This window comes from Methanospirillum hungatei, assembly GCF_019263745.1.
In the GTDB taxonomy this organism is placed as follows: Archaea; Halobacteriota; Methanomicrobia; order Methanomicrobiales; family Methanospirillaceae; genus Methanospirillum; species Methanospirillum purgamenti.
Genome location: NZ_CP077107.1, coordinates 1,515,652 through 1,539,910 on the forward strand (window position 1 = coordinate 1,515,652; position 24,259 = coordinate 1,539,910).

The window sequence follows — 24,259 nt, forward strand, 5'->3', positions numbered from 1 at the left end:
CATATGATGAACCGGGCATCATTTTTGCATATTAGTGAAAGAATGACAGGGCTTAAGGATTCAAGGTTATCATCGATGATCTCGACCCCTCATCATTTTTTGGGGTGCCGGGTTATCTTTCAGCTCAAGCATTCGTTTGCTGACTCCAAGTGTCTGATGCACCCATGCTTTTGGATCCTCCAGATCTCCCGGATACCGGGGAATTAAATGTATATGAAGATGCATTACTGTCTGACCAGCCACTGATCCGTCATTTATCGCAATATTATACCCCTCTGGATGATAGGTTGTATCCAGGTACTTTCTTCCTACTCTCACCAGATCAAAGATCGCCACTTGTTCCTCTTCTGTCACTTCAAAGAAAGACGCGATGTGACGATAAGGAATGATGAGCAGATGGCCGGGTGTTACCGGATAATCATCTTTCCGGCAATATGCAACAGTATTTGTAAACAGTATTTCGCTCTTGGCTGGAGAACAGAAAACACAGGATATAGACATGCCCGGATATATGTTGGTTCAGAAAATGATAAAAGTGAGAGATAACGAGTCAGAAAACATCTAACCAAAGGAATCCTGATATTGTGGAAGGATACGCCTCTATTCTCTGAATGTCGGCCCAAACTCAGTAAAAAAACTAACAATATGGCCAGGCGGATTCAATTTTTCAGATCAAATACCCGAAATCCAATATTTCCAAAACAATATATGACATATTGTTCTATCTGTAATTCCGGATTTTCTTTTATTAAACCCTCGACATATCCTGCTAATTGATTCTTATCTTCTTCCTGAAGGGAAAAATTCTCCAATTTATCATAATGTTTCCTGAACTCTGCATTTGATAAATATTTAAATTCAATAATGATCCTGATATGAGCAAATTTTTCATTATATTTCCCAACAAACTCAAGATCAGATCTTCCTTTCGGATAAGACCTTTCAATGTTCCAGGTAAACCACTTTGACAAATACCTGCTGCAGAGTTCATAAAAAGTAGCCCTATAGAAATTCTCCCCAACCTGCATAAATAGAACTTCAGGTAGTTGTGAGACATACAACTCCCAGTAATCAGCAAAAAGTTTTGGAAGATCCGGATGAGAAACAAACTTTCTCATCATCTCTTCATATCTGGTTGACACATCAATGTGATACAGTTCGTTTAAATATTCGGTGATAATTTTTCTGACATTCAGGTTAGGGATGGTGAGTGAAAACTCATCTTTTCTAGTGAGAAGGCCCAGGTAAAAAAAAGAAATGGGATAATATCCTTTCTGAAAGAACTGTAACAGATTAAATTTTGTAACCAGGTACTCTTCATCAAATGATATACTGTCTTGGAGAGTCAAATCGCGGATAAAAACTTCAGTATCATCAGATCGCATACTGGTAATCCTTTTAATCCAACCAAGATCAGTTCGGAGATTCAAATCGGTGAGTTGGTTTGGAATATTTCCCGAGGAGCAAAACAGTCTGAGGAAAAACATCACCATTGTGGGGTTATACAAAGCCTGACCATCTGTTCTGACTATGTGATATCCATCATACTGACTTTTAATCACATCCAAAACCATCGGCTTTGTTGAAATATCAAAACCATAATCATTATAGATACAATCAAGTAGATTGTTCACCTCTTTTTGAGTGAACCCAATCATGTGCTCAAATTCAGGATCAAGTGTCAGAAATGTTCCAATATTGTATCCGGATGACAAATCATCAATGGTTATGGGAAATACCCCAGTTATAAAAATCTGTGCAATTGCACCGTTTTGTCTTCCTTGTTTTAAAACTTTGAAAAAAGTCCGAAGAAAACTATCCTCTGCAGTCAATTCTTCATACAATAAATCCTGATAACTAGTAATGCACTGATTCGCAAAATTGTCATATTCATCAATTATCACATACAATTGAGAAATTCCAGTGGCTTTTAAATACTGAAGCATAAGGGCAAGATTCGTTGATGGTGATATATCTGGGTGAATATCCGGCAATGTTTCAAGAAGATCAGAATATTGTAATTTTAGCATTTTCAAACAATTATTACAATATACTTCAAATTCTTCTTCTATGTCTGATACCAGATCAGATATATGAATAACAGAGAAATCAAGGCTCAGAACAATATATTGATTATGAGATGAAGTTGGGTACGTACCAATCCAAGACTCTCCAAAAATTTCCTCAAACGAATCCACATATGAACGGTCATAATAATACTGAAGCATGGAGCAGAAAAGCGATTTACCAAATCTCCTTGGCCGAAGGAATACCGGATTTTGAATCGTCTCTAATTTTTGAATATATGATGTCTTATCAATCAGATATGCCTTTTTCAGAATAGCTTCCTGATAATTACATATACCATACGGAATCCTTCGTTCCATGAGATAGTATGGGAAGTATAAAGATATTTTTCTCTGTTTTTTATGGGAATTTAACTCGATACCCGGTCCCGCAATTCCTGATAATCTCCATCTTCCCCCCAAGTTGTCCGATAAGACCTTTAATAAGCTGCATTCCCAGAGATGAACTTCTCTCCAGGATAAAACCATCCGGAAGGCCAATTCCATTATCTGAATAATTCAGGTGATACATATCTGAATCAAAGAACATTTCTATTGTTATTTCTCCTTTTTGTCCATCTGGAAATGCATGTTTTAAAGAGTTGGAGATCATCTCATTGATGATCAGGCTGCATGGCATGGCCTTATCAATATGCAAATAGATCTCTGAAATGTCTAATTTCACCGAGATATTATGAGAAGTTGCCTTATAAGATTGGAACAGGTAATCAATGATCTTTTTGATGTAATCACCATAATCTATCCGGTCTAAATCATCAGACTGGTACAATTTTTCATGGATAAGGGCTAAAGATTTGATCCGGTTCTGACTTTCGTTAAAAATTTCTATCATTTCCGGATCTTTCAGGGCTCTTGCTTGCATAAAAAGAAGGCTGGATATAACCTGCATATTATTTTTGACACGATGATGAATTTCCTTAAGCAATGTTTCTTTTTCTTTCAGTGATCGTGACAACTGCTCATCAAACTGTTTTTGTTCGGTTATGTCTACTACGATTGATCGGGACATTACAAAGGATCCAGTTTTGTCATAGATAGCTGAAGCATTAACCCGGACCGGGAAGGTTGTCCCATCTTGTCGTATCATCTCGATTTCAATCCCAGACAACTCTCCTTTTTTAATGAAATCATGAAAATTGGCGATGAAAATTTTCTTACTGTCAGAAGGAAGAAGATCTGTGATATGTTTTTTGCCTACCACTTCATCAGATGAATATCCAAGCCAGGAGAGTTCTGTGTCATTCATCCTGACAATCAATCCCTCAGAATTCAGAGAATGGTATCCACATGGAGCATTATTATACAGATCATGAATCTCATTTGCAGTTTTCACCCGGTCATCCTCAGCACGGACTATTTCAGTAATATCCTGGGAAGATCCGACCAATCGGATTTTATTTTCACTTTCATCATGTAATACTTTCATCTGGGCATGAACAAATCTGACATCTCCATTGGGGAGAAGCAGCCGGTGATACACTGTTCCGGATGACTGATTGTCAATGATTCTTTGAATTTCATGATGGGCTCGGTCACGATCCTCAGGATGCATTCTGCTCATGACCATATCATACGACGGCTGAACTGAATCCGGCTCATAGCCCATTATTCTATACTGTTCTTTGGACCAGAATACATGTCCGGTATTCATATTCATCTCCCAGGTTCCATAATGAGCGATAGCCTCGGCAACATCAAGTCGTTCCAGGTTTTCTTCAAGAACATGCTGGATGTACGTGAGTTCGTTATTTTTTTCGGTTAATTCCAGAGTCCGTTCCTGAACACGATTCTCAAGCTCTTCATATGATCGAATAAGTTCATCTTCAACCAGTTTTTTATCGGTTATATCACGGTTTGTTCCTCTTCTTCCTAGAAAATTCCCGTCTGAATCAAAAATAGGGACACAGGTATGAGCTATCCATTTTATCTGGTTATGACGGGTGATAATCCTGAAGATAATCTCTTCTTTATCTTTTTTCTCATCCAGGGAGACATGGTTATTATAGATCTGAAGATCTGACGGATGAATCAACTGTTCTATGGTAATTTTTTGCTGATAGAAATCATCAGAACGGTACCCGCAGATATGCTCGACAGAAGGGGTGACATATACATATCTATTATCAACTGAAAGCCAGTATTCCCAGTTATAGGTATAATCTGCAAGTATTCGGAATTTTTCTTCGCTTTTTATAAGATCGTTCCGTTGGGCTTCAAGTTCTTCATAATTCTGCCTGAGCTCTTCTTCTGATGCTGCAAGTTCTTCAAATGTTGCTCCAAGCTCCTGATTTTTGATTTCAAGTTCTGTCTGATATAACTTTTGATCAGTAATATTGATTGAGAGAATCGCAATCCCTTCAGGAACAGGTTGAATTTTCAAATTATACCATGAACGTTTCCCATCAGGAAAGACAAACTCACTCTCGATGTTCTGGGGAACTCTCTCTTGCATTGATTTTTTCAGCGATTGAAACATACTGGTGTGTTCTACGCCAGGATACATCACGGGCAATGAACTCTTCAGCAGCTCATTCCTTGAATATCCACTCTGCTGCACGGCAACATCATTCAAATAAATATATTGGAACTCATGATCAAGTATTTGAAAACCTTCCAACATGGAGTCAAGAATCCGACGATATCGCTCTTCACTCTCATAGAGTGCATTTTCTGCTTTTTTCCGTTCACTGATATCCCTCGTTACACCAACCATTCCAGTAACACGGCCATTATTATCCGTGATGAGAGTTGTCACCGTTTCTGTTGGGAAGTATGTATTATCTTTGCGTACGAGATCCATCTCATGAGTCTGAACCCGGACTGATTCAATACCCCTTTCCATAGCACGAATTCTCTCAGGATACTCTTTTTTGAATACCTGAAGTGATTGTGGAGTAAGCATTGATTCAAGTGACTGGTTTGTGGCATCTTTCGGATCATATCCCAGGAGTACAGAAACTGACGGACTGATATATGTGAATTTTTGCGACGGAAGGTCCATCTTCCAGATGATGTCTCCAACATTTTCCGCAAGCAGCCGATATCGTCGTTCGGTATATGCAAGAACAGAAGACATCTCATCAGCATGGTGCATCGAGTAGATTACAGCAGCACATAACCCTGCAAGAAAAAGAAACGTAAAACCAAGCGTCAAAATTATGAGATCTTCCCAATGTTTTGTATGGGATGTTAAAGATTCCCTAAATTTCAGGTCAAGAAGATCAGCCTGCTGTTCAAGATCGTATAAAGCGACTCTCAATCGGATCTGTAGATTTTGATCATCTCCAGGTAATTCCATCTGTTGATGTAAAAGATTTTTAAATGCCTCTACCTTTTCACTGAACTGATTTACAAGAGCTTCTCCCTCCGCATCAGAGAGATAACTTTTATTATGCAACTTTGTAATTGACTGTTCAAAAGACTTAACAGCCTGATCAAGAAGAGCATACCCGGAAGATGCATCATACGGAGTACCAAACTCTTTTGAAAGCGAATAATGTAAAAATCCCTTTACTAAATCGATGCGTGCTGATCCAATGATGTTAAGGGTATCAATCGCTTGATTCACATCATATTGTTGTTGATAATGAAGCCCTGCAATTCCTATGCACATCAGGAGTGTGAACAATATTGCACCCCAAATCCAGATACGGGGATTTTTAAGCAGCGAAATAAAATCAGAATATGAATAACCAGTCATAATAATGTTTTCTCACTGCAATTTTGCTGTGTATGATAGTCTGGCAATTCTTCTTTCATAATTCCAAACCGCCTTACAAGTTCCTGATGTTCCTCACTCCCAATATATAAGATCATCTGGTCGTTCCAGGCATCCAATAATTTTTTATCAGATTTTCGAAACCCGAAGGCTCCATTTCCGGAGATGATGCTCTTTGAGATATCGGTTTGATCAAACGGGTATGCTTGTTCTACCATACGAGAGGGATTGTGTTTTTCAATCCATCGAATCGGAGGTGAAGATAGTGCAAATCCATCAATTTTTCCGGTTTCAACACTTGCCAGTCCAGAAATCGCGTCGGGAACATGAATCAGTCTATCTTCAGACATTCCAAGTTCCCTGAAAATTAATTCTTCCACAGAGCCTGAAAGAACAGCAATACTGACATCCTTATTTTGAAACGCCTGTCGATATGAATGAATATTATGAGGATTTCCCTTTTTTACTAGTAATCCCTGCAAAACATGAATAGAAGGCAGGGAAAATGCAATCTGTTCTTTACGAGCCTCAGTAATAAACATACCTGAGGCAATAACATCAATCTTCCCAGCTTCTAATTCAGATATCAGGGATCCAAATTCTGTCTGACGCCAGGTAATATTTGAAATGCCTAATCGACGAACAATTTCCCGTGCGACTTCAGGAGATTCTCCAGTTATTTCACTATTATCAATATACGCATATGGAGGTTCGATGGAATAGCCAATGATGATATAACCCTGGTCAATACACCGAGTAAGCGAAGAATCAAAATGTGGATGAAAGTATGAAAATGATAAAAAAATACCTGCAAAAATGAGCAAAATAATTGGTATTACATACCTTTGGTTCATCACGTATGTGTATATTGTATAATTCAGGTGTTATAGATTATCAATCATTTCTCACAGCACGATCAAAAAAAGAGATTCAAACAAGAATCACCAAATTACTCGTATATTACTCGGCAATTTTTCCATGCCCATAGTGCTTGAGCAAAAAGTTCCGAACCGCATCAGATTGGATCCATCCCTGATCTAACTGGGTTACAAGATTGTCAATCCGTTTGACCTGTTCGATAATTTCATCACCCTCTTTTGTTTCGAACATAGATGCAAGTGACATGATAATTGCCAGAGGATTCCGGATACGGTCATTTAAGATCTGGAACTGTTCCATATTGTGTTCTATCTGAACAAGTCCTTTTTTCTCTACCTCTTTTTCTATCCGGATCATCATGGATATATCATGAAGCTGACCAATCACCTGGATAACTCCATCCGGGGTAGTAACTGGAACTATTGTAGAATCTAGCCAGATTTCCTCATCATGATAAGTAAAATTATGTGTGACACGAAGAGAATTTCCAAATTCAAAGACTGTTTTTATCTGTTCCTGCAGAGTATCAAGGAGACTGGCCGGAATAAATGAACCAATGGGTACAGGAGATACAAGATCTTGCTCCTGACCGAAAAATTTCTTTGCATGGGTATTTAAAAAAAGGATATTGTGATTATTATCTAAAACGAATATCGAATCTTCAGCTAATTCTGCAATGGCTCTGTACCTTCTTTCACTCTCAATCAGAGCTTTATCCATCTCATGTTTATAAAGAGCCATCCGGATAGTTGTATGTAATGCCCGTTCTTCCAGTGGTTTGATGAGGTATCCAAATGGTTCTGAATGAACAGCCTTTTGCACTGTTGCTTCATCAGAATGAGCGGTTAGGTAAATGATTGGAATACGATACTGCCTTCGGATAAGATCTGCCGCTTCAATCCCGGTCATCACACCTTTCAGGGTAATATCCATGATCATGATATCAGGATGCATTACCCCTGCTTTTTCCACCGCCTCTTCACCGGTATCCAAGATATCGAGAACTTCGTATCCCAGATCTTCAAGACGTGCACGTATCTCAAGTCCTGTAACAAACTCATCCTCAACAACCAGAATTTTAACTTTGTCCATCATAGAGCAGATTTACAGAGCATTTTTGATTACAATGAAATACCGTTTTATCTCCTAGTATAAGAATTCCATGAATCGGATATTACCGGGTTATGAGCAAACAATTAAGGATACATCATCATGAGAGATAGATGTTTTCATTTGTGAAGTATAACCAAACAAGAACGTTATGCAGAAAACCGAAGAGTATATTTTGTTCCATTCGACCTATCTAATGTCATTGTTCCATTTAACTGATGAACAAGACCTTGTATGAGTTCAAGTCCCAGTGTTTTTGTTTTACCCGGCTCAATAGATTCAGGAATTCCAATCCCATTATCCGTATAGATCAGTTCATATTCATTTTCCAAAAGAGAGAAATCAATTTGAATCTCTCCAGGTCTGTTATCAGGAAAAGCATACTTGAGAGAATTTGAAACCAATTCACTTACGATTAAACTACAGGGAACAGCCTTGTCAATTGAGAGATAAACCGTGTCATTATTTACTATGATCCTAACCTGGTTTTGTCCGGCCTTGTACGATTCGGCGATTTGCTTTGTAATTCGAATCAAATAATCAGGATAATCAATTCTATCAAAATCTTTTGACTGATATAACTTTTCATGAACAAGGGCAATAGATTTAATCCGATTCTGACTTTCAAGAAGTATATCCCGGACCTCCTTTTGCTCTGCATTTCTTGCCTGCATAAACAAAAGACTGGAAATAACCTGCATGTTATTTTTTACTCGATGGTGAATTTCTTTAAGCAGCACTTCCTTTTCTGCAAGAGAGGTCTGAAGTTCTTCAGTCCGGTTTTTCACTTCTATTTCAAGTTTTTCATTAAAATCTCGAAGTTGATCCTCGATAATCTTTCGTTCAGTTATATCAGTAAGGACATTGAGTGATGCAGGTTCCCCCTGATACTGGATAGTGCACCCTCTGACAACAACCCGTTTTCTTTCTCCACTTTTTGATAAAATTTCTAACTCATATGGTTCAATATCCTGACTATCCATCCTGCGCTTTATTGCATCAATGAGTATTCCGTGATATTCAGGAGAGACATGAAAGATAAGCAAGGTATCATACAGTTCCTGGATTGTGTATCCCATCATGGAAGCAGCCGCTGGATTAACATATAAAAGCACTCCATTCCGATGAACAAGAATTATATCAGGAACATTATCAACCAGCATCCTGTACCGTTCTTCACTCTCCCGGAGTGCATTTTCTATATCTTTTCGGCTGGTAATGTCGATGCATACCCCAGACATCCCGATTCCGACACCATAGTGATCATATTCAGTTCTTCCTGCTGCTGCTATCCATCGAATCTCTCCGGATGGGAGAATAATTCGATATTCATTCCAGAGTTCTTTTTTCTCGCTCACAGACCTGAGAGTTCTCTCGTATGCAGCATCCCTATCGTCAGGATGGATTGTTTTCAGCCAGGAGTCAAATGAAGGGATGGTCCCGGGGGGAAGGCCAAACATCACGAAAAACTCATCTGACCAGGTAAGTGTATCAGATTGTATATCCCATGTCCACAGCCCTATCTTTGCGACGGTCTGGGTGAACTCAAGCCAGTTTTTCGCATATACAAGTTCTTTTTTTACCTCTTTTTCTTCTGTGACGTCCTCATAAACAGCAACGATTTCACCACCAGGTAACTTGAATACAAAATTATCCCGCCAGCCAGAGTGACGGTTATCCACATAGTAAGAGACCGGGAAATGTTTCGTTATCCCGGTTTTACTGACTTCCTGGAAGACCTGAAAAAGTCCAAAATTTTCAACACCTGGAAAGACATCTTTGACAGAACGGCCAACAATATCCTCTCTTTTAAGCCCTTCAATCTTTTCAACGGCCGGGTTTACTTCCTCTATAATAAAATCTGTCTCATCATGAGTTGGCCGATAGACTACAACACCGGAACGCATTGCATTAACAAGTTCTGAAAACCTGGTTTCACGTTCTCGTATCGTAAGACTTTGATTTGCTACCCGATCCTCAAGTTCGCGTTTGGCAGCCTGAAGTTCATTCATCACCTTTTTTCGTTCATGTAATGCAGATATCAGAAAAAGGCCGGTAATAGACGTAATGGTTATAAAAGACTGAATAGAGAAGAGGGTATCATGAACAGAAGATCCAAAAAAAACACTCTGACTGAAATATACCGACCATATTGCGATCAGATCTCCAATGAGAACCGTAAGTGTTCCATGACGGGCAGAAAACCGAAAAGCAGCATATATTACAAAGATTAAAAACACATAGGGAGTGCTATAAGAAAATATGAGCATGCTTCCGATGATAAGCAGAAAATAAAAGAATACATGCTCAATCCTAATATATGTTGCAAGAGATGCTTTCGTCAGTGTTGACCAGGTAAAGATTACCGGGGCAATTATCAACATTCCTGCAACATCCCCAAGCCACCAGGTAAGGCTGTTTATCAGTATGTCAGGAACCTGAACATATCCGGATAGAATAAGTGAACTAACTCCAATTCCTGCAGCAATGAGAGACGAACCTGCACTTATGATACAAAACTTAAAAATAAGTCCTGGTGAGCTTAGGAACATTTTTTCTTTAATCAAATGTTGAAATGATAAACAAAAAACAGAAATTGCCAAGAAATTTCCAATGCCCAAAGATATTGCGACAGGAAGAGTGACCCCGGTTGTTGCGACCGAGAATACTGTTCCAAAAAAAACACCGGGAAGCAGATAAATTCTGGAAAATAATATGGCAGATACCGCAATTCCAGCAGGAATCCAGAAGGGGGACACATTTCCATAACTGATCCCAAAAAACATGGAGATCTTTGCAAAAATGAAATAGATCAAGATAAAAAGGAGAATATGACCTGATTTTTTCAGATTAGTCACTAAATCTAATTTCATACGATGTCCCATTTTCTACTGTCCGGGTAATAGTCCCGTTGAGTTGTTTAACAAGCCCATGGATAAGCTCCATACCAAGAGTTTTTGGTATAAGATGTAACTCTGTCTCTGGCATTCCTATACCATCATCAGCATAATTCAGGATATACATCCCATTTTCAAGAACAAAATCTATAGATATCGAACCTTCCCGCATATCCGGGAAAGCATGTTTCAAAGAGTTGGATATCAGCTCATTTACAACCAGGCTGCAGGGAACTGCTTTTGAAATGGGGATATATACCGGAGTATCAGGAAGTTTCAGTGTTACCCTGCTACTGGTCTCTTTATAGGACTCAAAGATGTTACGGGTAATCTTTCGAAGGTATGATGAGTAATCAATTCGTTCGAGATCTGATGACTGATAGAGTTCTTCATGGACAAGAGCAATGGACTTGACCCGGTTCTGACTTTCAACCATGAGTTCTTTTATCTTCTGATCTGTCGCAATCCGGGACTGCATGTAAAGCAGACTTGAGACTACCTGCATATTGTTTTTTACCCGGTGATGGATCTCCTTCAGTAAAATTTCCTTTTCGCGAAGAGATTTCTCAATAGTCTCTTCCATTCGCTTTCGTTCGGTAATATCTCGAAAACTCCAGACTCTTCCAGCGATAGTATACCCGATATGCTGTGGTTTTGAATATCGCTCAATAATCCGGTTATCTTTAAGGGTGATGATATCACTCGTTTCAATGTCAGGGTTTTTTTCAACCTTTCTGATAGTATCGAAAAATGCATCTGAGTCTGAAACCTGATCTGAAAGGATATAAAAGAGTTCCTGTTCATGCATCCCCTGTATCTCATAATTTTCAATATTCCAAATTTGTTGAAAGATATGATTAAAAACAGACACAATGTGAGAGTTATGAATTACAAGCAGTCCGTCAGGAGTCGATTCAATCGTGGCAGAGAGAATAGAAAGGATCTCTTGTAAATGTTTTTCAGCAGATACTCGCTCCTGCACTTCTGAAAGAAGTTCTTCATTCACAAATTTTATCTGATCAGTCCGTTCAGTTACCTTTTCCTCAAGAGTCTGGTTGAGGGTTTGCAACTCTTCTTCAATTCTTTTTTGGTTTGAAATATCAAGGATAAATGCAACTGCTTCTTCCCGCTCCTGCCCCAGCAGCACAAATCCAACAAGAACCCAGATTCTGGTCCCATCAGACCTGATATACTGTTTTTCAAACGGAGTACAACTACCACGTTCTTTTGCTACTGTAATAGCATATTCATCAAGAGCGGAAAATTCAACAGGAGTTATTTCATTCCATTTTATTCTGCCTGAATGGAGATCATCTTCTGAATACCCAATGATCCGGAGATATTCAGAATTCGCAAGGGAGATAGTACCATGTATATCCCCAATAATGATACCAATAATTGGCGAATCAAAAAATGCAGATATCTTTTCATTCGTCTTTCTGATATCTTCTTCAAGTTTTCTTTTGTCGGTAATGTCCTGAATGATGCCAACAATTTTTTCCGAACTGGTACCTGATCCCTGTCGGATATTTCCGGTCGAGACAACAATCCGTTCTGGTGAACCATCAACAGGGATGATGGTCGTTTCAATATTATATGGGATCTTATGCTCCATCAGATCAGCCATTTTTTTCATAACCTGATCGCGATGAGGAACACAACTCAAAAAAGTCTCGAGGTCTACAAATCCATCAGGTGTTGGCTCCATTCGGAAAATTCGAAAGCCTTCATCCGTCGCCCATAACGTGTTCGCATCAACATCATACTCCCATGTACCAATATGAGCAACTCGTTGTGCTTCATATAACCGTTCCCGAACCTCCTGAAGTGCATGCTCCGATGCAGATATTCTCTCCATCTGAACCCGAAGTTCATCCTGCTGAGTTGCTAACTCTTCATTTGAGGCATGTAGCTCCTCATTCATTGACTGAAGTTCTACATTTTTTTCCAGGAGTTCAGTCTCATAGGCTTTCCGGGTAGTAATATCCCGAACAATCACCTGCCAAAATATCTTACCCTGATATTCAATTAGCCGGATGCTATTTTCGACTGGAAAAACCGTTCCGTCTTTTTTCTGATGCTCAGTCTCAACTACACGAGTTTTTGTTTGAATCAGGTATTCTTTTTCATTTGTTAGTTTTTCTCGTGATATTGCAGAATGGAGATCAAACAATCTTCTTTTCTGAAACTCTTCAGGACTATATCCGTACATCACAACCGCACGGTCATTGACATCAAGAATGTGCCAATCAGTATCCAGTATGAAGATTGCATCATTCGCCTGCTCCATAAGAAGGCGTATCCGATCAGAAAGGAAAAGTTCATGCTGTTTTTGGTCGAGTTCCTGGCGAATGTAGTTATTTTCCCGGATTTTATAGAAGGCAATAAAGACAAGAGATGCAATAATGATTAAAAGGAGCATGAGGCCAATTATAAAAAATGAAAATTGTTTGAACGGAGTATATATTTCATCCTGATCTATTTTTGCAACAATAAACCATGGTGTTCCGTTAATATCTGTAATGGATGCTACAACCGGCACACTCCGATAGTCATTCCCTTTGACAATTCCCCGGATTCCTTTCACTGCCATTACAGCCGGAACATTTTCATTTTCCAATGGAATTTGAAGATTAAGACCGGCATTCTGAATATGCCTGAGATCATTTAAAAATAGAACCTCATTCCCAACCTGCCGGAGAATCAGTGACTCTGCAGTTTTTGTAGATTTCGGCCATGATTGAATCATGGGATAGAGGTATTGTTCAGGATTCATCTCAAGAACCAGGACCCCTATTGCTGGATCACCTGTTCTTGCCCGTATAGGAATCCAGAATTCCATTGTTCTCTTCCCGGTTTCTGGATCTAAAAAGAGATCAGTAAAAACAGGGTTTGCAGAATTCAGTGCTTTAAAAAACGTTTCATTCTTACTAAATGTGCTGATTGATGCATCATCCGGGACAGTAAGCACCACATCTCCCGTTTCATTCAGGAGAACAGCACCCTGATAATGATAACTTGTTACTAGACTAAAAAGCCACTCAATAAGACCGGCTCTTGTAATATCAAACCTTCCAGGGTTTTTGAGATTACTCAGATATCCAAAGAGCATCTGGTTTTTCATCGAAACTTCAGCATCTGATTTTCGCTCAAAGAACCAGTCAGAAATGGATGCTGCTTTCAGTTCTGCTATAGTAGTAAGTTCGGAGTGAATCTCCTGTTCTGCAATCTTCTGTTGGTCCAGGATTTCTAAATAGCCTGTAAGTATAATGATAAAAAATATGAGAATAATTCCTGCGATTGTATAAAAATGTGGTTTTTTTACGAATGACAGGTCTATGGACATTTATCTCCACCACATGATTTGTTCTATCCTCATGCCAGATGATATGAATAACCACAAATTCGGATAAGATTGTAATATTCTGGAGATATGGTGAAGGGGCGATACATGAAAGGATAAACCTGGCAGCATCATTACTCCGGTAATATCCAATAAGTGCTCTGAGTATATGAGATCTTCTTAGAAAGAACTGACGTTGGATCTATTAAAATCGAAAATATGAAGGGCTTTTTTCCTGTGATCTCTTTATATAACATAAAATGAAATATTCACGTTTATGAAACTCCGAACCCGGGTTCTTCTCTTATACTTATGTATAATCACTCTTGTCCTGGTCTGTATCGGAGTAATCATGCCTTCATCATTGCATGATAAGAATCTAGAGACTACGTTAAAAGATTCACAAAACCAGCTGAAACACATTGATTTTGCATTATCTACCTATATCATGGAGGTGGAACAGGACATTTCAGAACTCCTCATGCATAAAAATGTCATAGATCCTGATGATACCGGATTTACCAATTTTGTTAATGTCTCAGAGGAGACATTCCGGTATTCAATCGGTGATCGTGAAGCAGCAATCATATCTGTCCTGAATGCATTCCGTCTGACTCATCCGGCGGTCAATTCCGTGTATATGGGCAGGGAATCAGGGACATTTGTGAGATCTCATCCCCGTGCCAGACCGACGAACTATGATCCACGGACAAGACCCTGGTATATCCTTGCCAAAGAACATCCTGATCAGGTGATGAGAACCGAGCCGTACCAGTCTATTACTTCTCCGGATGTAAATATCGGAATCGTGAAAGCCATCACCTATCCTAACGGAACGGTTTATGGAGTGCTGGGAGCAGACGTAACCCTCGTAAATCTGACGGATTATATTTCATCAATTGATGTCGGAGACTCAGGCCAGATAATGCTGGTCAGTAAAAGCGGAATGATTCTTGCATCCAAAGATGCATCACTTCAGTTTACAAATATTTCAGATATTGTAGGGGAGCGTCAGGCAGATTACCTGTTAAACGAACAGAAGGGAATGATTACCCTTCAATCATCATATCTTATATTTTACACGTCTGAAATGCTTGGATGGAAACTCCTTATTACTATACCTTTTTCACAATTTGAAACAGAAATCAGAGAGTCAATATATTTTATCCTGGTATTTGTCATCATTGCCCTTATCCTTCTTAGTGTTATTACTCTCATTATTCTGGATCAGACCATAATCAGGCCATTATCGAAACTTACAGAGATCACAAAAAAAATATCTGAAACCGGGGATGTAAGCCACCCGGTTGATCTGAATACCAAAGGAGAGATAGGTGACCTGGCTCATTCCTTTTCACTTATGATTCAAACCATCAAAGAGCAGGAGGGCCAGAAAAAGAAAGCTTTTGAAGAGGTATCATCCTATCGGGACCGTCTGGAAGACCTGGTCAGGGAGAGAACCCTCCAGCTAGAAAAAACAAACCAGGAACTTATTATTGCACGGGATCATGCTGAAGCAGCTGATCAGCTCAAATCGGCATTCCTGGCAACCATGTCTCACGAACTTCGGACTCCGCTCAATTCAATCATCGGTTTTACCGGTATTTTATTGCAGGGTCTTGCTGGTCCGCTCAATCAAGAGCAGGATAAACAACTCACCATGGTCCAGCAGAGTGCCAGACATTTACTTGCACTCATTAACGATGTCCTAGATATATCTAAGATTGAAGCAGGTGAGCTAAATATTTCAAAGGGCACCGTTCACGTCAACCAGTGCATAGAATCAGTCCTAACAACCCTGAAAAAAAGTGCCGAAGACAAAGGGCTTCACCTTATTTCAGACCTGGGACCTGAAATAGGCATTATCATCGGTGACCAGAGAAGAATTGAACAAATTCTCATCAATCTCATAAATAATGCAATTAAATTTACCGACAATGGGACGGTGACTGTGACCAGCAGACGAGAAGGAGATTCCATCAGAATTTCTGTATCAGATACCGGTATCGGGATCTCAAAAGAGCAGATGGAAAAATTATTCAGGCCATTTCATCAGATTGATACCGGGACAACCAGGAAACATGAAGGTACGGGATTAGGGCTTTCAATCAGCAAAAAATTAGTGGAACTTCATGGAGGCACTATTTCAGTTACCAGTACAGAAGGAATAGGAAGTGAATTTATCATACATATGCCATCAGGAGAGGAGTAATCATGGGGAAAAAAATTCTGGTTATTGAAGATAATGAGCAAAATATGTACCTTATGCATTTTCTGCTTGAATCAAACGGATATACCGTGATTGAGGCATTAAATGGGCAGGTTGGAATACAAAAAGCGATCGACGAACACCCGGATGTCATTCTCCTTGATATACAACTGCCAGAGATGGATGGGTATCAGATTGCAAAGATTCTCAGAAAAACTCCTGATATTGATACAATCCCAATTATTGCCGTTACTTCATATGCCATGGCAGGTGACCGGGAAAAGATACTGACAGCTGGTGCTACAGATTACATTGAGAAACCAATTAATCCGGCTACCTTTGTAGACGAGATAAAAATTCACTTGAAGGAATAGGGGATGAATAAGATGAATGTACTGGTTATTGATGATCAATATATAAACCGATATCTTCTCGAAAAACTTCTTATCGGATATGGATTTTCTGTAATATCAGCAGTTGACGGAGTAGAAGCACTTGAAAAGCTGAAAGAAGGACCAGTTGATCTCATCATTTCTGATATCCTCCTCCCAAGGATGGACGGATTTCAACTCTGCAGAGAAGTGAAGACGAATCCTGACTATGCACAAATTCCATTTATATTCTACACTGCAGCCTATACTGAGCAGAAAGATCGTGAATTTGCAGAAAGCCTTGGAGCGGATCGGTTTATCGTAAAACCAACCGATCCGGCAGAATTTATCAACATAATCCGTGACTTTGTAAAAAATATCCCGCAAGAAGAGATTGCTGTCCCCAAAACAATCGTACTTGGTGAAAACGAATATCTCTCCGAACATAATAAACGCCTCATTCATCAGCTTGAAAAGAAACTTACTGAACTTGAAGAAATGAATAAATCCCTTCGAATATCAGAGAAAAGATATAAAAATCTCTTTGATAATGCAAACGATGCAATCATCCTGCATGAAATTACTCCAACCGGTGAGTTTGGTCGTATACTAGAAGCAAACGGAGTTACATCAGCTCTTCTTGGGTACTCACATGATGAGCTTCTTAGTAAAAATATGACTGATATCGATAATGCGAAGAGTTCTGAATATTACCAGGAGCTTATGGCAACCCTTCTTGAGAGAAAGCATCAGACATTCGAAGCGGAACATCTGACAAAATTTGGAAAAATTGTCCCTGTTGAGATAAGTGCCCATCTCTTTGAAGAGAACGGAACACGATTCTGTCTGGTTATCTGTCGGGATATTACGTACAGAAAAGCGGCAATAAAAGAATTACACCAGGCTTTTACCCAGATAAATGAGAATCTTCACCATATTGCAGTTATCGGAGACCAGATACGAAATCCTTTATCGGTTATTATGTCATGTTGCGAAGAGTGTGAGAGTGGATATAAGAATAAAGTCGCGACTGCGGTAAACGATATTGATTCATTCATCCGGAAACTTGACATCCGTATGATTGAATCTGAAAAGGTCAGAAACGTGCTCTCAGGATCTCAGGGAAAACATACAATGGGGAGTATTCAAGATCTGAATGACCGGGTTTAAGATATGGACTAACTGCGGCTGATGAATGGATATTTTCTGGGGAGTATTTGTTTTTAATTATTACAACAGAGGGGGGGCAATATGTGTCACATTTTATACCTTGATGATGAACGTATCATTCTTGATTTGGGGAGAGAATACCTGGAGACAGAGCTTGGTTGCAAAGTTGATACAACCACTTCGCCTGATGAAGCAATTGCCTTGTTTACTCAAAACGATTACGATTGCATCATTTCTGATTATATGATGCCTGATTTGTCTGGTGTAGAGTTTCTAAAAATTGTCAGAGAAAAAAATTCGAAGATCCCATTTGTTTTTTTCACTGGAAAAGCAGAACTGAATGTTGCAATTGATGCAGTAAATCTTGGGGCCGACTTTTTCCTACAAAAAGATCCAGACCCATTACTCAGGTTATTTGAACTCAGCCGGTTTATCACTCAAAGTACAACCAGGTACAGAAAAGAGATTGAATTAGAAAAACGTGAACAATTATTTCGCACGGTTGCTGATTATACCTATGACTGGGAGTACTGGACCGGTATAGATGGCCGGTTCATTTACACCTCTCCATCATGTGAGCGGATAACCGGGTATTCTGCCCAGGAATTTTATAACAATCCTGATCTCCTCATCTCGATCATTGATCCAGAAGATCGGGAAATCTGGAAGAACCATATCATAGAAAGTGAAGCAGATAATCACCCATACTCATTGGATATCCGGGTAATCCATAAAAAAGGGACAACCATCTGGATAAACCATCTCTGTTCTGCGATTTATGATGAACAGGGACAATTCCTTGGCAGAAGGGGAAGTAATCGTGATATTACCGAGAAAAAACTAGCTGAGGTGGAAATCTGTGAAAGTGAAAAAGCATTGAAGACAATCTTTGACAATCAGCAGGCAATGATGATTATCGATGCCAGTAATCATACGATTGTCAGGGCAAATCAGGAGGCATTAAACCTTATCGGCCTTCCTGAAAACGATGTGATTGGAAAAGAGTGCCATACATTTATTTGTCCGGAAGGACGGGGGAAATGTCCGATTCATGATTTGAACCAGGAGATTGACCATGCTGAGCGAATCCTTATCAGTCATACCCGCGGAGAGATCCCGGTAATCAAAACGGTTAAACCGGTAACCATCCATGGAAAGGAGTATCTCCTCGAGAGTTTTTCAGACATATCAAAATTAAAAGAATACCATAAAAAAATCGAACTGATAAGTTATGAAAACCAGGTAATTCTTGACCATATGCCTGCCATGGTATGGTATAAAGATACGAAAAATGGAATTATTCGTGTAAATCAATCAGCGGCAACTACGGTCGGATTACCAATTGAAGAGATTGAAGGTAAAAATGCCTATGATCTATTCCCGGATTTTGCTGACAAATACTATGCCGATGATCTTGAGGTCATTACTTCAAAGGAGCCAAAACGAGGAATAGTAGAGGTTTTGACACTCCTAAATGGCGAACATCTGTGGGTTCAGTCAGATAAAATCCCGCTCTTTGATACTCAGGGGGATGTGATAAGTCTCCTCATCTTTGTAGTCGACATCACCAATCTGAAAAATACACAAGATGCATTAAAAATTGCGAACAATAAACTACATCTCCTGTCAGATATCACCAGGCATGATATTTTAAACCAAATACAAGCTTTACTCTTCTACATCGAAGGCCTGAGAAGTACTACTGAAGATCCACAAGCTCAAACAAATATATCTAAAATACTTGCCTCGGTTGAAAATATCGAACGGCAGATAAAATTCACCCGTGATTATCAGGATATTGGTATTCGTGAACCGATGTGGCAGGACATTCAGATGACGATAATGAAGGCAGTCCGCCCATTGAAACTGGATCCAATAACGGTTATTATTGAGATGTCAGAGATGCTTGTGTACGCCGATCCTCTCCTTGAAAAGGTATTTTACAACCTGGCAGAGAATGCCAGAAGATATGGAGAGAAGATTACCAAAATTTCCTTTACTGATACCTTCATCAATGATTCGTATGTTATCGTATGTGAAGATGATGGAGTAGGTATTCCGACAGAGTATAAAAAGGCGATTTTTAAAAGAGAATATTTTAGAAATACCGGGTTTGGTCTGAACCTATCACAGGAAATATTAGGAATTACTGAACTTACAATATCAGAGACCGGACAACCAGGTTTGGGAGCCAGGTTTGAGATTCTGGTTCCAAAGGGGAAGTTCAGGAAGAAGTAATTTCAATATGAAACGGATTTTTCTATGTGGAATGCAGATCATAGATTCGAAACCCGTGATTTCCAATACAATAAATAACGTATTTTTTAAAGTAGCTTCAGGATATTCCCTGATAGGATCTCGGGCATACCCGGTTTTCTGGAGTGTATCTTTCTGCTTGAGAGGAAAGTTTTCAATTGGACAGTGATAGGATTGAAAATTTGTATTCGAGATATACTTGAACTCAATTAATATTCGAAGATGTGCAAATTTTTCATTATATTTCCCCACAAACTCAAGATCTGTTCTTCCCCCCGGATATGAACGCTCAACATTCCAGGTAAACCACTTCGATAAGTACCTGCTACAGAGCTCATAAAAAGTTGTCCGATAGAAATTTTCCTGTATATGTGTGAAGATCGCTTCAGGTAGTTGGGAGACATATAACTGCCAGTAATCTGCAAAAAGCCTGGGAAGATCCGGGTGTTGAACGAACCGTCTCATCGCATCTTCATATCGTGTTGAGACATCAATATGGTAGAGTTCATTCAGATACTCAGTAATGATCTTTCGGATATTCAGGTTTGGGATACTTAAAGAAAACTCATCCTTCCTTGTTAATAGACCCAGATAGAAAAATGAAATCGGATAATAACTTTTTTGGAAAAACTGAGACATATTAAATTTCGTTACAAGAAAATCCTCATCATATGGCACAGTATCATGGAGGGTTAAATCCCGGATGAAGGTTTCGGTATCTTCTGACTGCATCCCGGTTATCCATTTTACCCACCCCAGATCCGTTCTGATATTCAAATCTGTGAGTTGATTCGGGATTGTCCCGTTCAAACAAAATTGTCTGAGAAAAAACATCAGCATTGTGGGATTAAATAATGCCATCCCATCGGCAGTAGCCAGATGATATCCATCATACTGGCTTTTTATAACTTCCATAACCATCGGTTTTGTAGCAGTATCAAATCCATAATCCTGGTAAATATTATCCAGGAGATGAACAACTTCATCCGGGGTAAAACCCACCATATGTTCGAATTCAGGATCAAGTGTCAGAAATGTGCCGATATTATATCCTGATGCAAGATCGTCAATAGTAATTGGAAGAACCCCGGTGATGAATATATTTGCGATTGCTCCTGTTTGTCTTCCCTGTTTCAGTACTTTAAAAAAGGTTCTCAGGTAACTATCTCCAGCGGTGAGTTCTTCGTATATCCGGTCCTGGTAATTTGTTATTAATTGATTTGCAAAATTATCATATTCATCAATAATTACATAAACCTGGGGACCACCGCTCATAAGAAGATAATTCAACCAGGTATCAAGATTATCCGATGCAGCTATATCAAGTGATATCTTTTCCAATCCTTCACCAAATATTGGATAATTTTGTTGAATCGTACGCAATCGGGTATTACAGTGTTTATTGAAGGATTCTTCTATAGTTTTACTCGAATCATCTACCCGAACAACAGAAAAGTCTAACTTCAAAACAATGTACTGGTTATGTGATGGAGTAGGATGGGCACCGATCCAGGTAGATCCAAACAGAGTAGAAAATTCATCCAGGTAGGAGAGATCATAATAATACTGGAGCATAGAGCAGAAGAGTGATTTTCCAAATCTTCTTGGCCTGAGGAAAACCGGATTTTGAATGAATTCAAGTTTTTGAATATATGGCGTTTTATCAACCAGATAAGCCTGCTTTTGAATTACTTCCTGGTAGTTAATAATACCATACGGAATCCTCCGCTGCATGGATATTATTGGAGGTTAAATCATATGATATCATCCATATCATCCTATCATTTTATGTATTTCAGCTTTCACGAGACATCTTCAAATCCAAATACAACCTGACGGAGTGTAAAACCTATATCTTTATAATCCAATTATGAAGGGTACGGGTTCTTTCCCACATATACATGAATGAATATCTAAGACCTATTCGGGTATGCATATTACATTCTTCAGATGATTTCACAGCATTCATACGGGCAGGTCTGTCAACTGAATCTATTATCATTTTTTCAGAAGATGATAACCGGTGTCAAAGGGATAAAGAAAACATTTCAACAGATTGCTTCCTTGTCGAATTCATAGGAGATGCACCAGAAATACCTGACAAGATTCAGATAATGAGAAAACAATACCCGGATGTTCCAATCATCGGGTGCACGTATTCCTGCTCATTACTCTCTCAAAAAGTTCTATTATCATATCTTGACGGATTTTACTGCATAGATAAAACATCCTCTGCATGGGCAATAAACCTTGAACTGTTAATTATCAAGACAACAGAGAACAGGATCAAACAGAAAAACTTCAATAAACGATTCAGGTTTTACCGACAGGTGTTTAAAGAAAATCCCATCCCAATGGCTCTCACTCACCCGGACACAGGTGTATTTATTGTTGTAAATCCGGCATTTTTAAAGACTCTCGGATATACAAAAGAAGAGGTCATCGGAAAGAGTTCAACAGAACTTCAGATTTTTTTTGATCCAACCGTGAGAGATTCAATTATTGCAGAATATGATCCAGATGCTCCCCCACGGGATAAAGAGATTATAATACGGAAAAAGAATGGTGAACTTATTACCGGGCTATTTTCTGTTGATACGTTACTCTGGGATAACAAAGAGGTTCTCCTGACCACGATGATTGATATAACCTATCTCAAAGAGGTTGAATTATCCCTGTCTACCAGAACCAGATGTATCCAGCAGGTGCTTTCAAATGTCAGTGAAGGAATCATTGTCTATGATACCGAGCTCAATTACCGGGTATGGAACCGGTTCATGGAAACGATTACTGGCATTTCGGAAAATGAATTGCTTGGAAAGCCCTCATTAAACTTTATACCTGAACTCATAGGAGATGATCTTCAGAGCCATATGAAAAAGGCCCTGGAAGGAAAAACTTCTACATCACAAGATGTCTGGTACCATATTCCAAAAACAGGAAAAAGCGGATGGGTATCATTAATATATACTCCGTACCAGAATTCTGATGGTACTATTATTGGTGTTATTGCATCAGTCAGGGATATTAGCGAGCGAAAGAAAGCAGAAGATGAGATACGGTCACATAAAGGACTTCTGAGATCTATTATTGACACCGTTCCGGTCTCAATTATCTGTTTTGACGAGAAAGGAACGATCCTTCTTGCAAATAAGAACTTCAGTTCATCATTCGGACTCATCCCGGAGGCAATTGAGGGTCATTCATACGAAAATTTCTGCAGGGATTCAAGATTTGAGCGACACCTATCTCTCATAAAGCAGGCACTCACCGGTCGGGAGGTACCCTTTCAAGAAGAGATGGAATTTGAACATGAGAAACCGAAAAAACGATTCCTCCGTGGGCGATACTCACCGTTACGAGGGACAGACGGGGAGATTAACGGAGTAGTTGCTGTTATCATTGATATCACTGACCTTAAGATCGCCCAGGCATCAGTCGAACTGGTCAATTCAAAATTAAATCTCCTCTCATCCATAACACGGCATGATATCTTAAACAGCCTGACAGGAATACTAGGATACCTGACATATGCAGAGATGGAACAAAGCCCTGAACAAATCGGAACATATATTAAAAAAGCTCACCAGGTTGCCTATCTTATTCAGGAACAGATAGAATTTACCAGGGATTACCAGGATCTTGGTGTGAAGGAACCATTATGGCAGAATGCAAAAGAGACCTTTTTAACTGCTATTTCTAGTCTAAAGATGGGAGATATTACACTCAACCTGGATCTTGATGGATTTTCTATTTTTGCAGATCCTCTTCTGGAACGGGTAATCTATAATATCTGTGATAATGCCCTTCGATATGGAGGCACAATTACCAGGATAACCTCTTATTGGTACAAGAATGGTACTGATGCAATCTGGGTAATAAGAGACGATGGAGTCGGTATTCCGGAACCGATGAAGGAGAGAATATTTCGGAAAGGGGTAGGGAATAATACCGGGCTTGGATTATTTTTGACCAGAGAAATACTTGATATTACCGGTTTATCGATTTCTGAAACAGGGAAGGAAGGCGATGGAGCGATGTTTGAGATCCGGATCCCAGACGGTGAATGGAAAACAGCAAACCAGTAATAGCGGGTTGTTTTTTCGGTTTATAACGTAGATTTCTTTTTTTAAGAATTGGTGCGAATCAATAGGGAACAGCCTCTGATAGTACCTACCAGACATTTGGCAAAATATGTTCTGAAGTCAATAACTTCAAA

At 39.2% G+C, this 24,259-nt stretch carries 13 protein-coding genes; 5 read left to right on the forward strand and 8 right to left on the reverse strand.

The genetic code is table 11. From position 1 onward, the window contains the following. Positions 1-69: 69 nt before the first annotated feature. The 7 genes from KSK55_RS07175 to KSK55_RS07205 form a co-directional block, all read right to left on the reverse strand. Positions 70-501, reverse strand: a complete 432-nt coding sequence (locus tag KSK55_RS07175; protein WP_218608718.1) for an HIT family protein — start codon at positions 499-501, stop codon at positions 70-72. A gap of 158 nt (positions 502-659) precedes the next feature. After that, the gene (locus tag KSK55_RS07180) at positions 660-2,387 is read right to left on the reverse strand and encodes an AAA family ATPase (RefSeq protein WP_218608719.1); all 1,728 of its coding nucleotides are present in this window, start codon (positions 2,385-2,387) and stop codon (positions 660-662) included. A gap of 40 nt (positions 2,388-2,427) precedes the next feature. Next, on the reverse strand, positions 2,428-5,787 hold the full coding sequence (locus KSK55_RS07185; RefSeq protein ID WP_218608720.1) for a PAS domain S-box protein: 3,360 nt from the start codon (positions 5,785-5,787) through the stop codon (positions 2,428-2,430). Continuing rightward, positions 5,784-6,659, reverse strand: a complete 876-nt coding sequence (locus KSK55_RS07190; RefSeq protein WP_218608721.1) for a transporter substrate-binding domain-containing protein — start codon at positions 6,657-6,659, stop codon at positions 5,784-5,786. The genes KSK55_RS07185 and KSK55_RS07190 overlap by 4 nt, the downstream gene beginning before the upstream one ends. A 106-nt stretch (positions 6,660-6,765) precedes the next feature. Continuing rightward, complete coding sequence (locus KSK55_RS07195) at positions 6,766-7,779, reverse strand: ATP-binding response regulator (RefSeq protein ID WP_218608722.1); 1,014 nt, start codon at positions 7,777-7,779, stop codon at positions 6,766-6,768. Positions 7,780-7,943: 164 nt separating this feature from the next. After that, the gene (locus KSK55_RS07200; protein ID WP_256664271.1) at positions 7,944-10,580 is read right to left on the reverse strand and encodes a PAS domain S-box protein; all 2,637 of its coding nucleotides are present in this window, start codon (positions 10,578-10,580) and stop codon (positions 7,944-7,946) included. A 64-nt stretch (positions 10,581-10,644) separates the two neighbouring features. Beyond that, on the reverse strand, positions 10,645-14,037 hold the full coding sequence (locus KSK55_RS07205) for a PAS domain S-box protein (RefSeq protein ID WP_218608724.1): 3,393 nt from the start codon (positions 14,035-14,037) through the stop codon (positions 10,645-10,647). Positions 14,038-14,311: 274 nt separating this feature from the next. Here KSK55_RS07205 and KSK55_RS07210 point away from each other — a divergent pair, with 274 nt between their 5' ends. The 4 genes from KSK55_RS07210 to KSK55_RS07225 all read left to right on the forward strand — a co-directional run bounded on the left by KSK55_RS07210 (position 14,312) and on the right by KSK55_RS07225 (position 20,022). Further along, complete coding sequence (locus KSK55_RS07210) at positions 14,312-16,246, forward strand: hybrid sensor histidine kinase/response regulator (RefSeq protein WP_218608725.1); 1,935 nt, start codon at positions 14,312-14,314, stop codon at positions 16,244-16,246. Positions 16,247-16,248: 2 nt separating this feature from the next. After that, the gene (locus KSK55_RS07215) at positions 16,249-16,617 is read left to right on the forward strand and encodes a response regulator (RefSeq protein ID WP_218608726.1); all 369 of its coding nucleotides are present in this window, start codon (positions 16,249-16,251) and stop codon (positions 16,615-16,617) included. A gap of 12 nt (positions 16,618-16,629) precedes the next feature. Further along, positions 16,630-17,784 carry an ATP-binding response regulator gene (locus KSK55_RS07220; protein WP_218608727.1) on the forward strand — a complete coding sequence of 385 codons (1,155 nt, stop codon included), beginning with the start codon at positions 16,630-16,632 and terminating at the stop codon, positions 17,782-17,784. A gap of 81 nt (positions 17,785-17,865) precedes the next feature. After that, entirely contained in the window at positions 17,866-20,022 is a 2,157-nt protein-coding gene (locus KSK55_RS07225; RefSeq protein ID WP_218608728.1) for a PAS domain S-box protein, read from the forward strand. Here KSK55_RS07225 and KSK55_RS07230 read toward each other — a convergent pair. Continuing rightward, entirely contained in the window at positions 19,948-21,774 is a 1,827-nt protein-coding gene (locus KSK55_RS07230; protein ID WP_256664273.1) for an AAA family ATPase, read from the reverse strand. The genes KSK55_RS07225 and KSK55_RS07230 overlap by 75 nt on opposite strands. A 167-nt stretch (positions 21,775-21,941) precedes the next feature. On the opposite strand from KSK55_RS07230, the gene KSK55_RS07235 reads away from it, so the two are divergent. Continuing rightward, on the forward strand, positions 21,942-24,128 hold the full coding sequence (locus KSK55_RS07235; protein WP_218608729.1) for a PAS domain S-box protein: 2,187 nt from the start codon (positions 21,942-21,944) through the stop codon (positions 24,126-24,128). The last annotated feature ends 131 nt before the right edge of the window (positions 24,129-24,259 follow it).

Coding starts and splice junctions, on each gene's coding strand:
- KSK55_RS07175 (WP_218608718.1), bottom strand. CDS start 501: ATGTCTATATCCTGTGTTTTCTGTTCTCCAGCCAAGAGCGAAATACTG.
- KSK55_RS07180 (WP_218608719.1), bottom strand. CDS start 2,387: ATGGAACGAAGGATTCCGTATGGTATATGTAATTATCAGGAAGCTATT.
- KSK55_RS07185 (WP_218608720.1), bottom strand. CDS start 5,787: ATGACTGGTTATTCATATTCTGATTTTATTTCGCTGCTTAAAAATCCC.
- KSK55_RS07190 (WP_218608721.1), bottom strand. CDS start 6,659: ATGAACCAAAGGTATGTAATACCAATTATTTTGCTCATTTTTGCAGGT.
- KSK55_RS07195 (WP_218608722.1), bottom strand. CDS start 7,779: ATGATGGACAAAGTTAAAATTCTGGTTGTTGAGGATGAGTTTGTTACA.
- KSK55_RS07200 (WP_256664271.1), bottom strand. CDS start 10,580: ATGTTTTTTGGGATCAGTTATGGAAATGTGTCCCCCTTCTGGATTCCT.
- KSK55_RS07205 (WP_218608724.1), bottom strand. CDS start 14,037: ATGTCCATAGACCTGTCATTCGTAAAAAAACCACATTTTTATACAATC.
- KSK55_RS07210 (WP_218608725.1), top strand. CDS start 14,312: ATGAAACTCCGAACCCGGGTTCTTCTCTTATACTTATGTATAATCACT.
- KSK55_RS07215 (WP_218608726.1), top strand. CDS start 16,249: ATGGGGAAAAAAATTCTGGTTATTGAAGATAATGAGCAAAATATGTAC.
- KSK55_RS07220 (WP_218608727.1), top strand. CDS start 16,630: ATGAATGTACTGGTTATTGATGATCAATATATAAACCGATATCTTCTC.
- KSK55_RS07225 (WP_218608728.1), top strand. CDS start 17,866: ATGTGTCACATTTTATACCTTGATGATGAACGTATCATTCTTGATTTG.
- KSK55_RS07230 (WP_256664273.1), bottom strand. CDS start 21,774: ATGCAGCGGAGGATTCCGTATGGTATTATTAACTACCAGGAAGTAATT.
- KSK55_RS07235 (WP_218608729.1), top strand. CDS start 21,942: ATGAATGAATATCTAAGACCTATTCGGGTATGCATATTACATTCTTCA.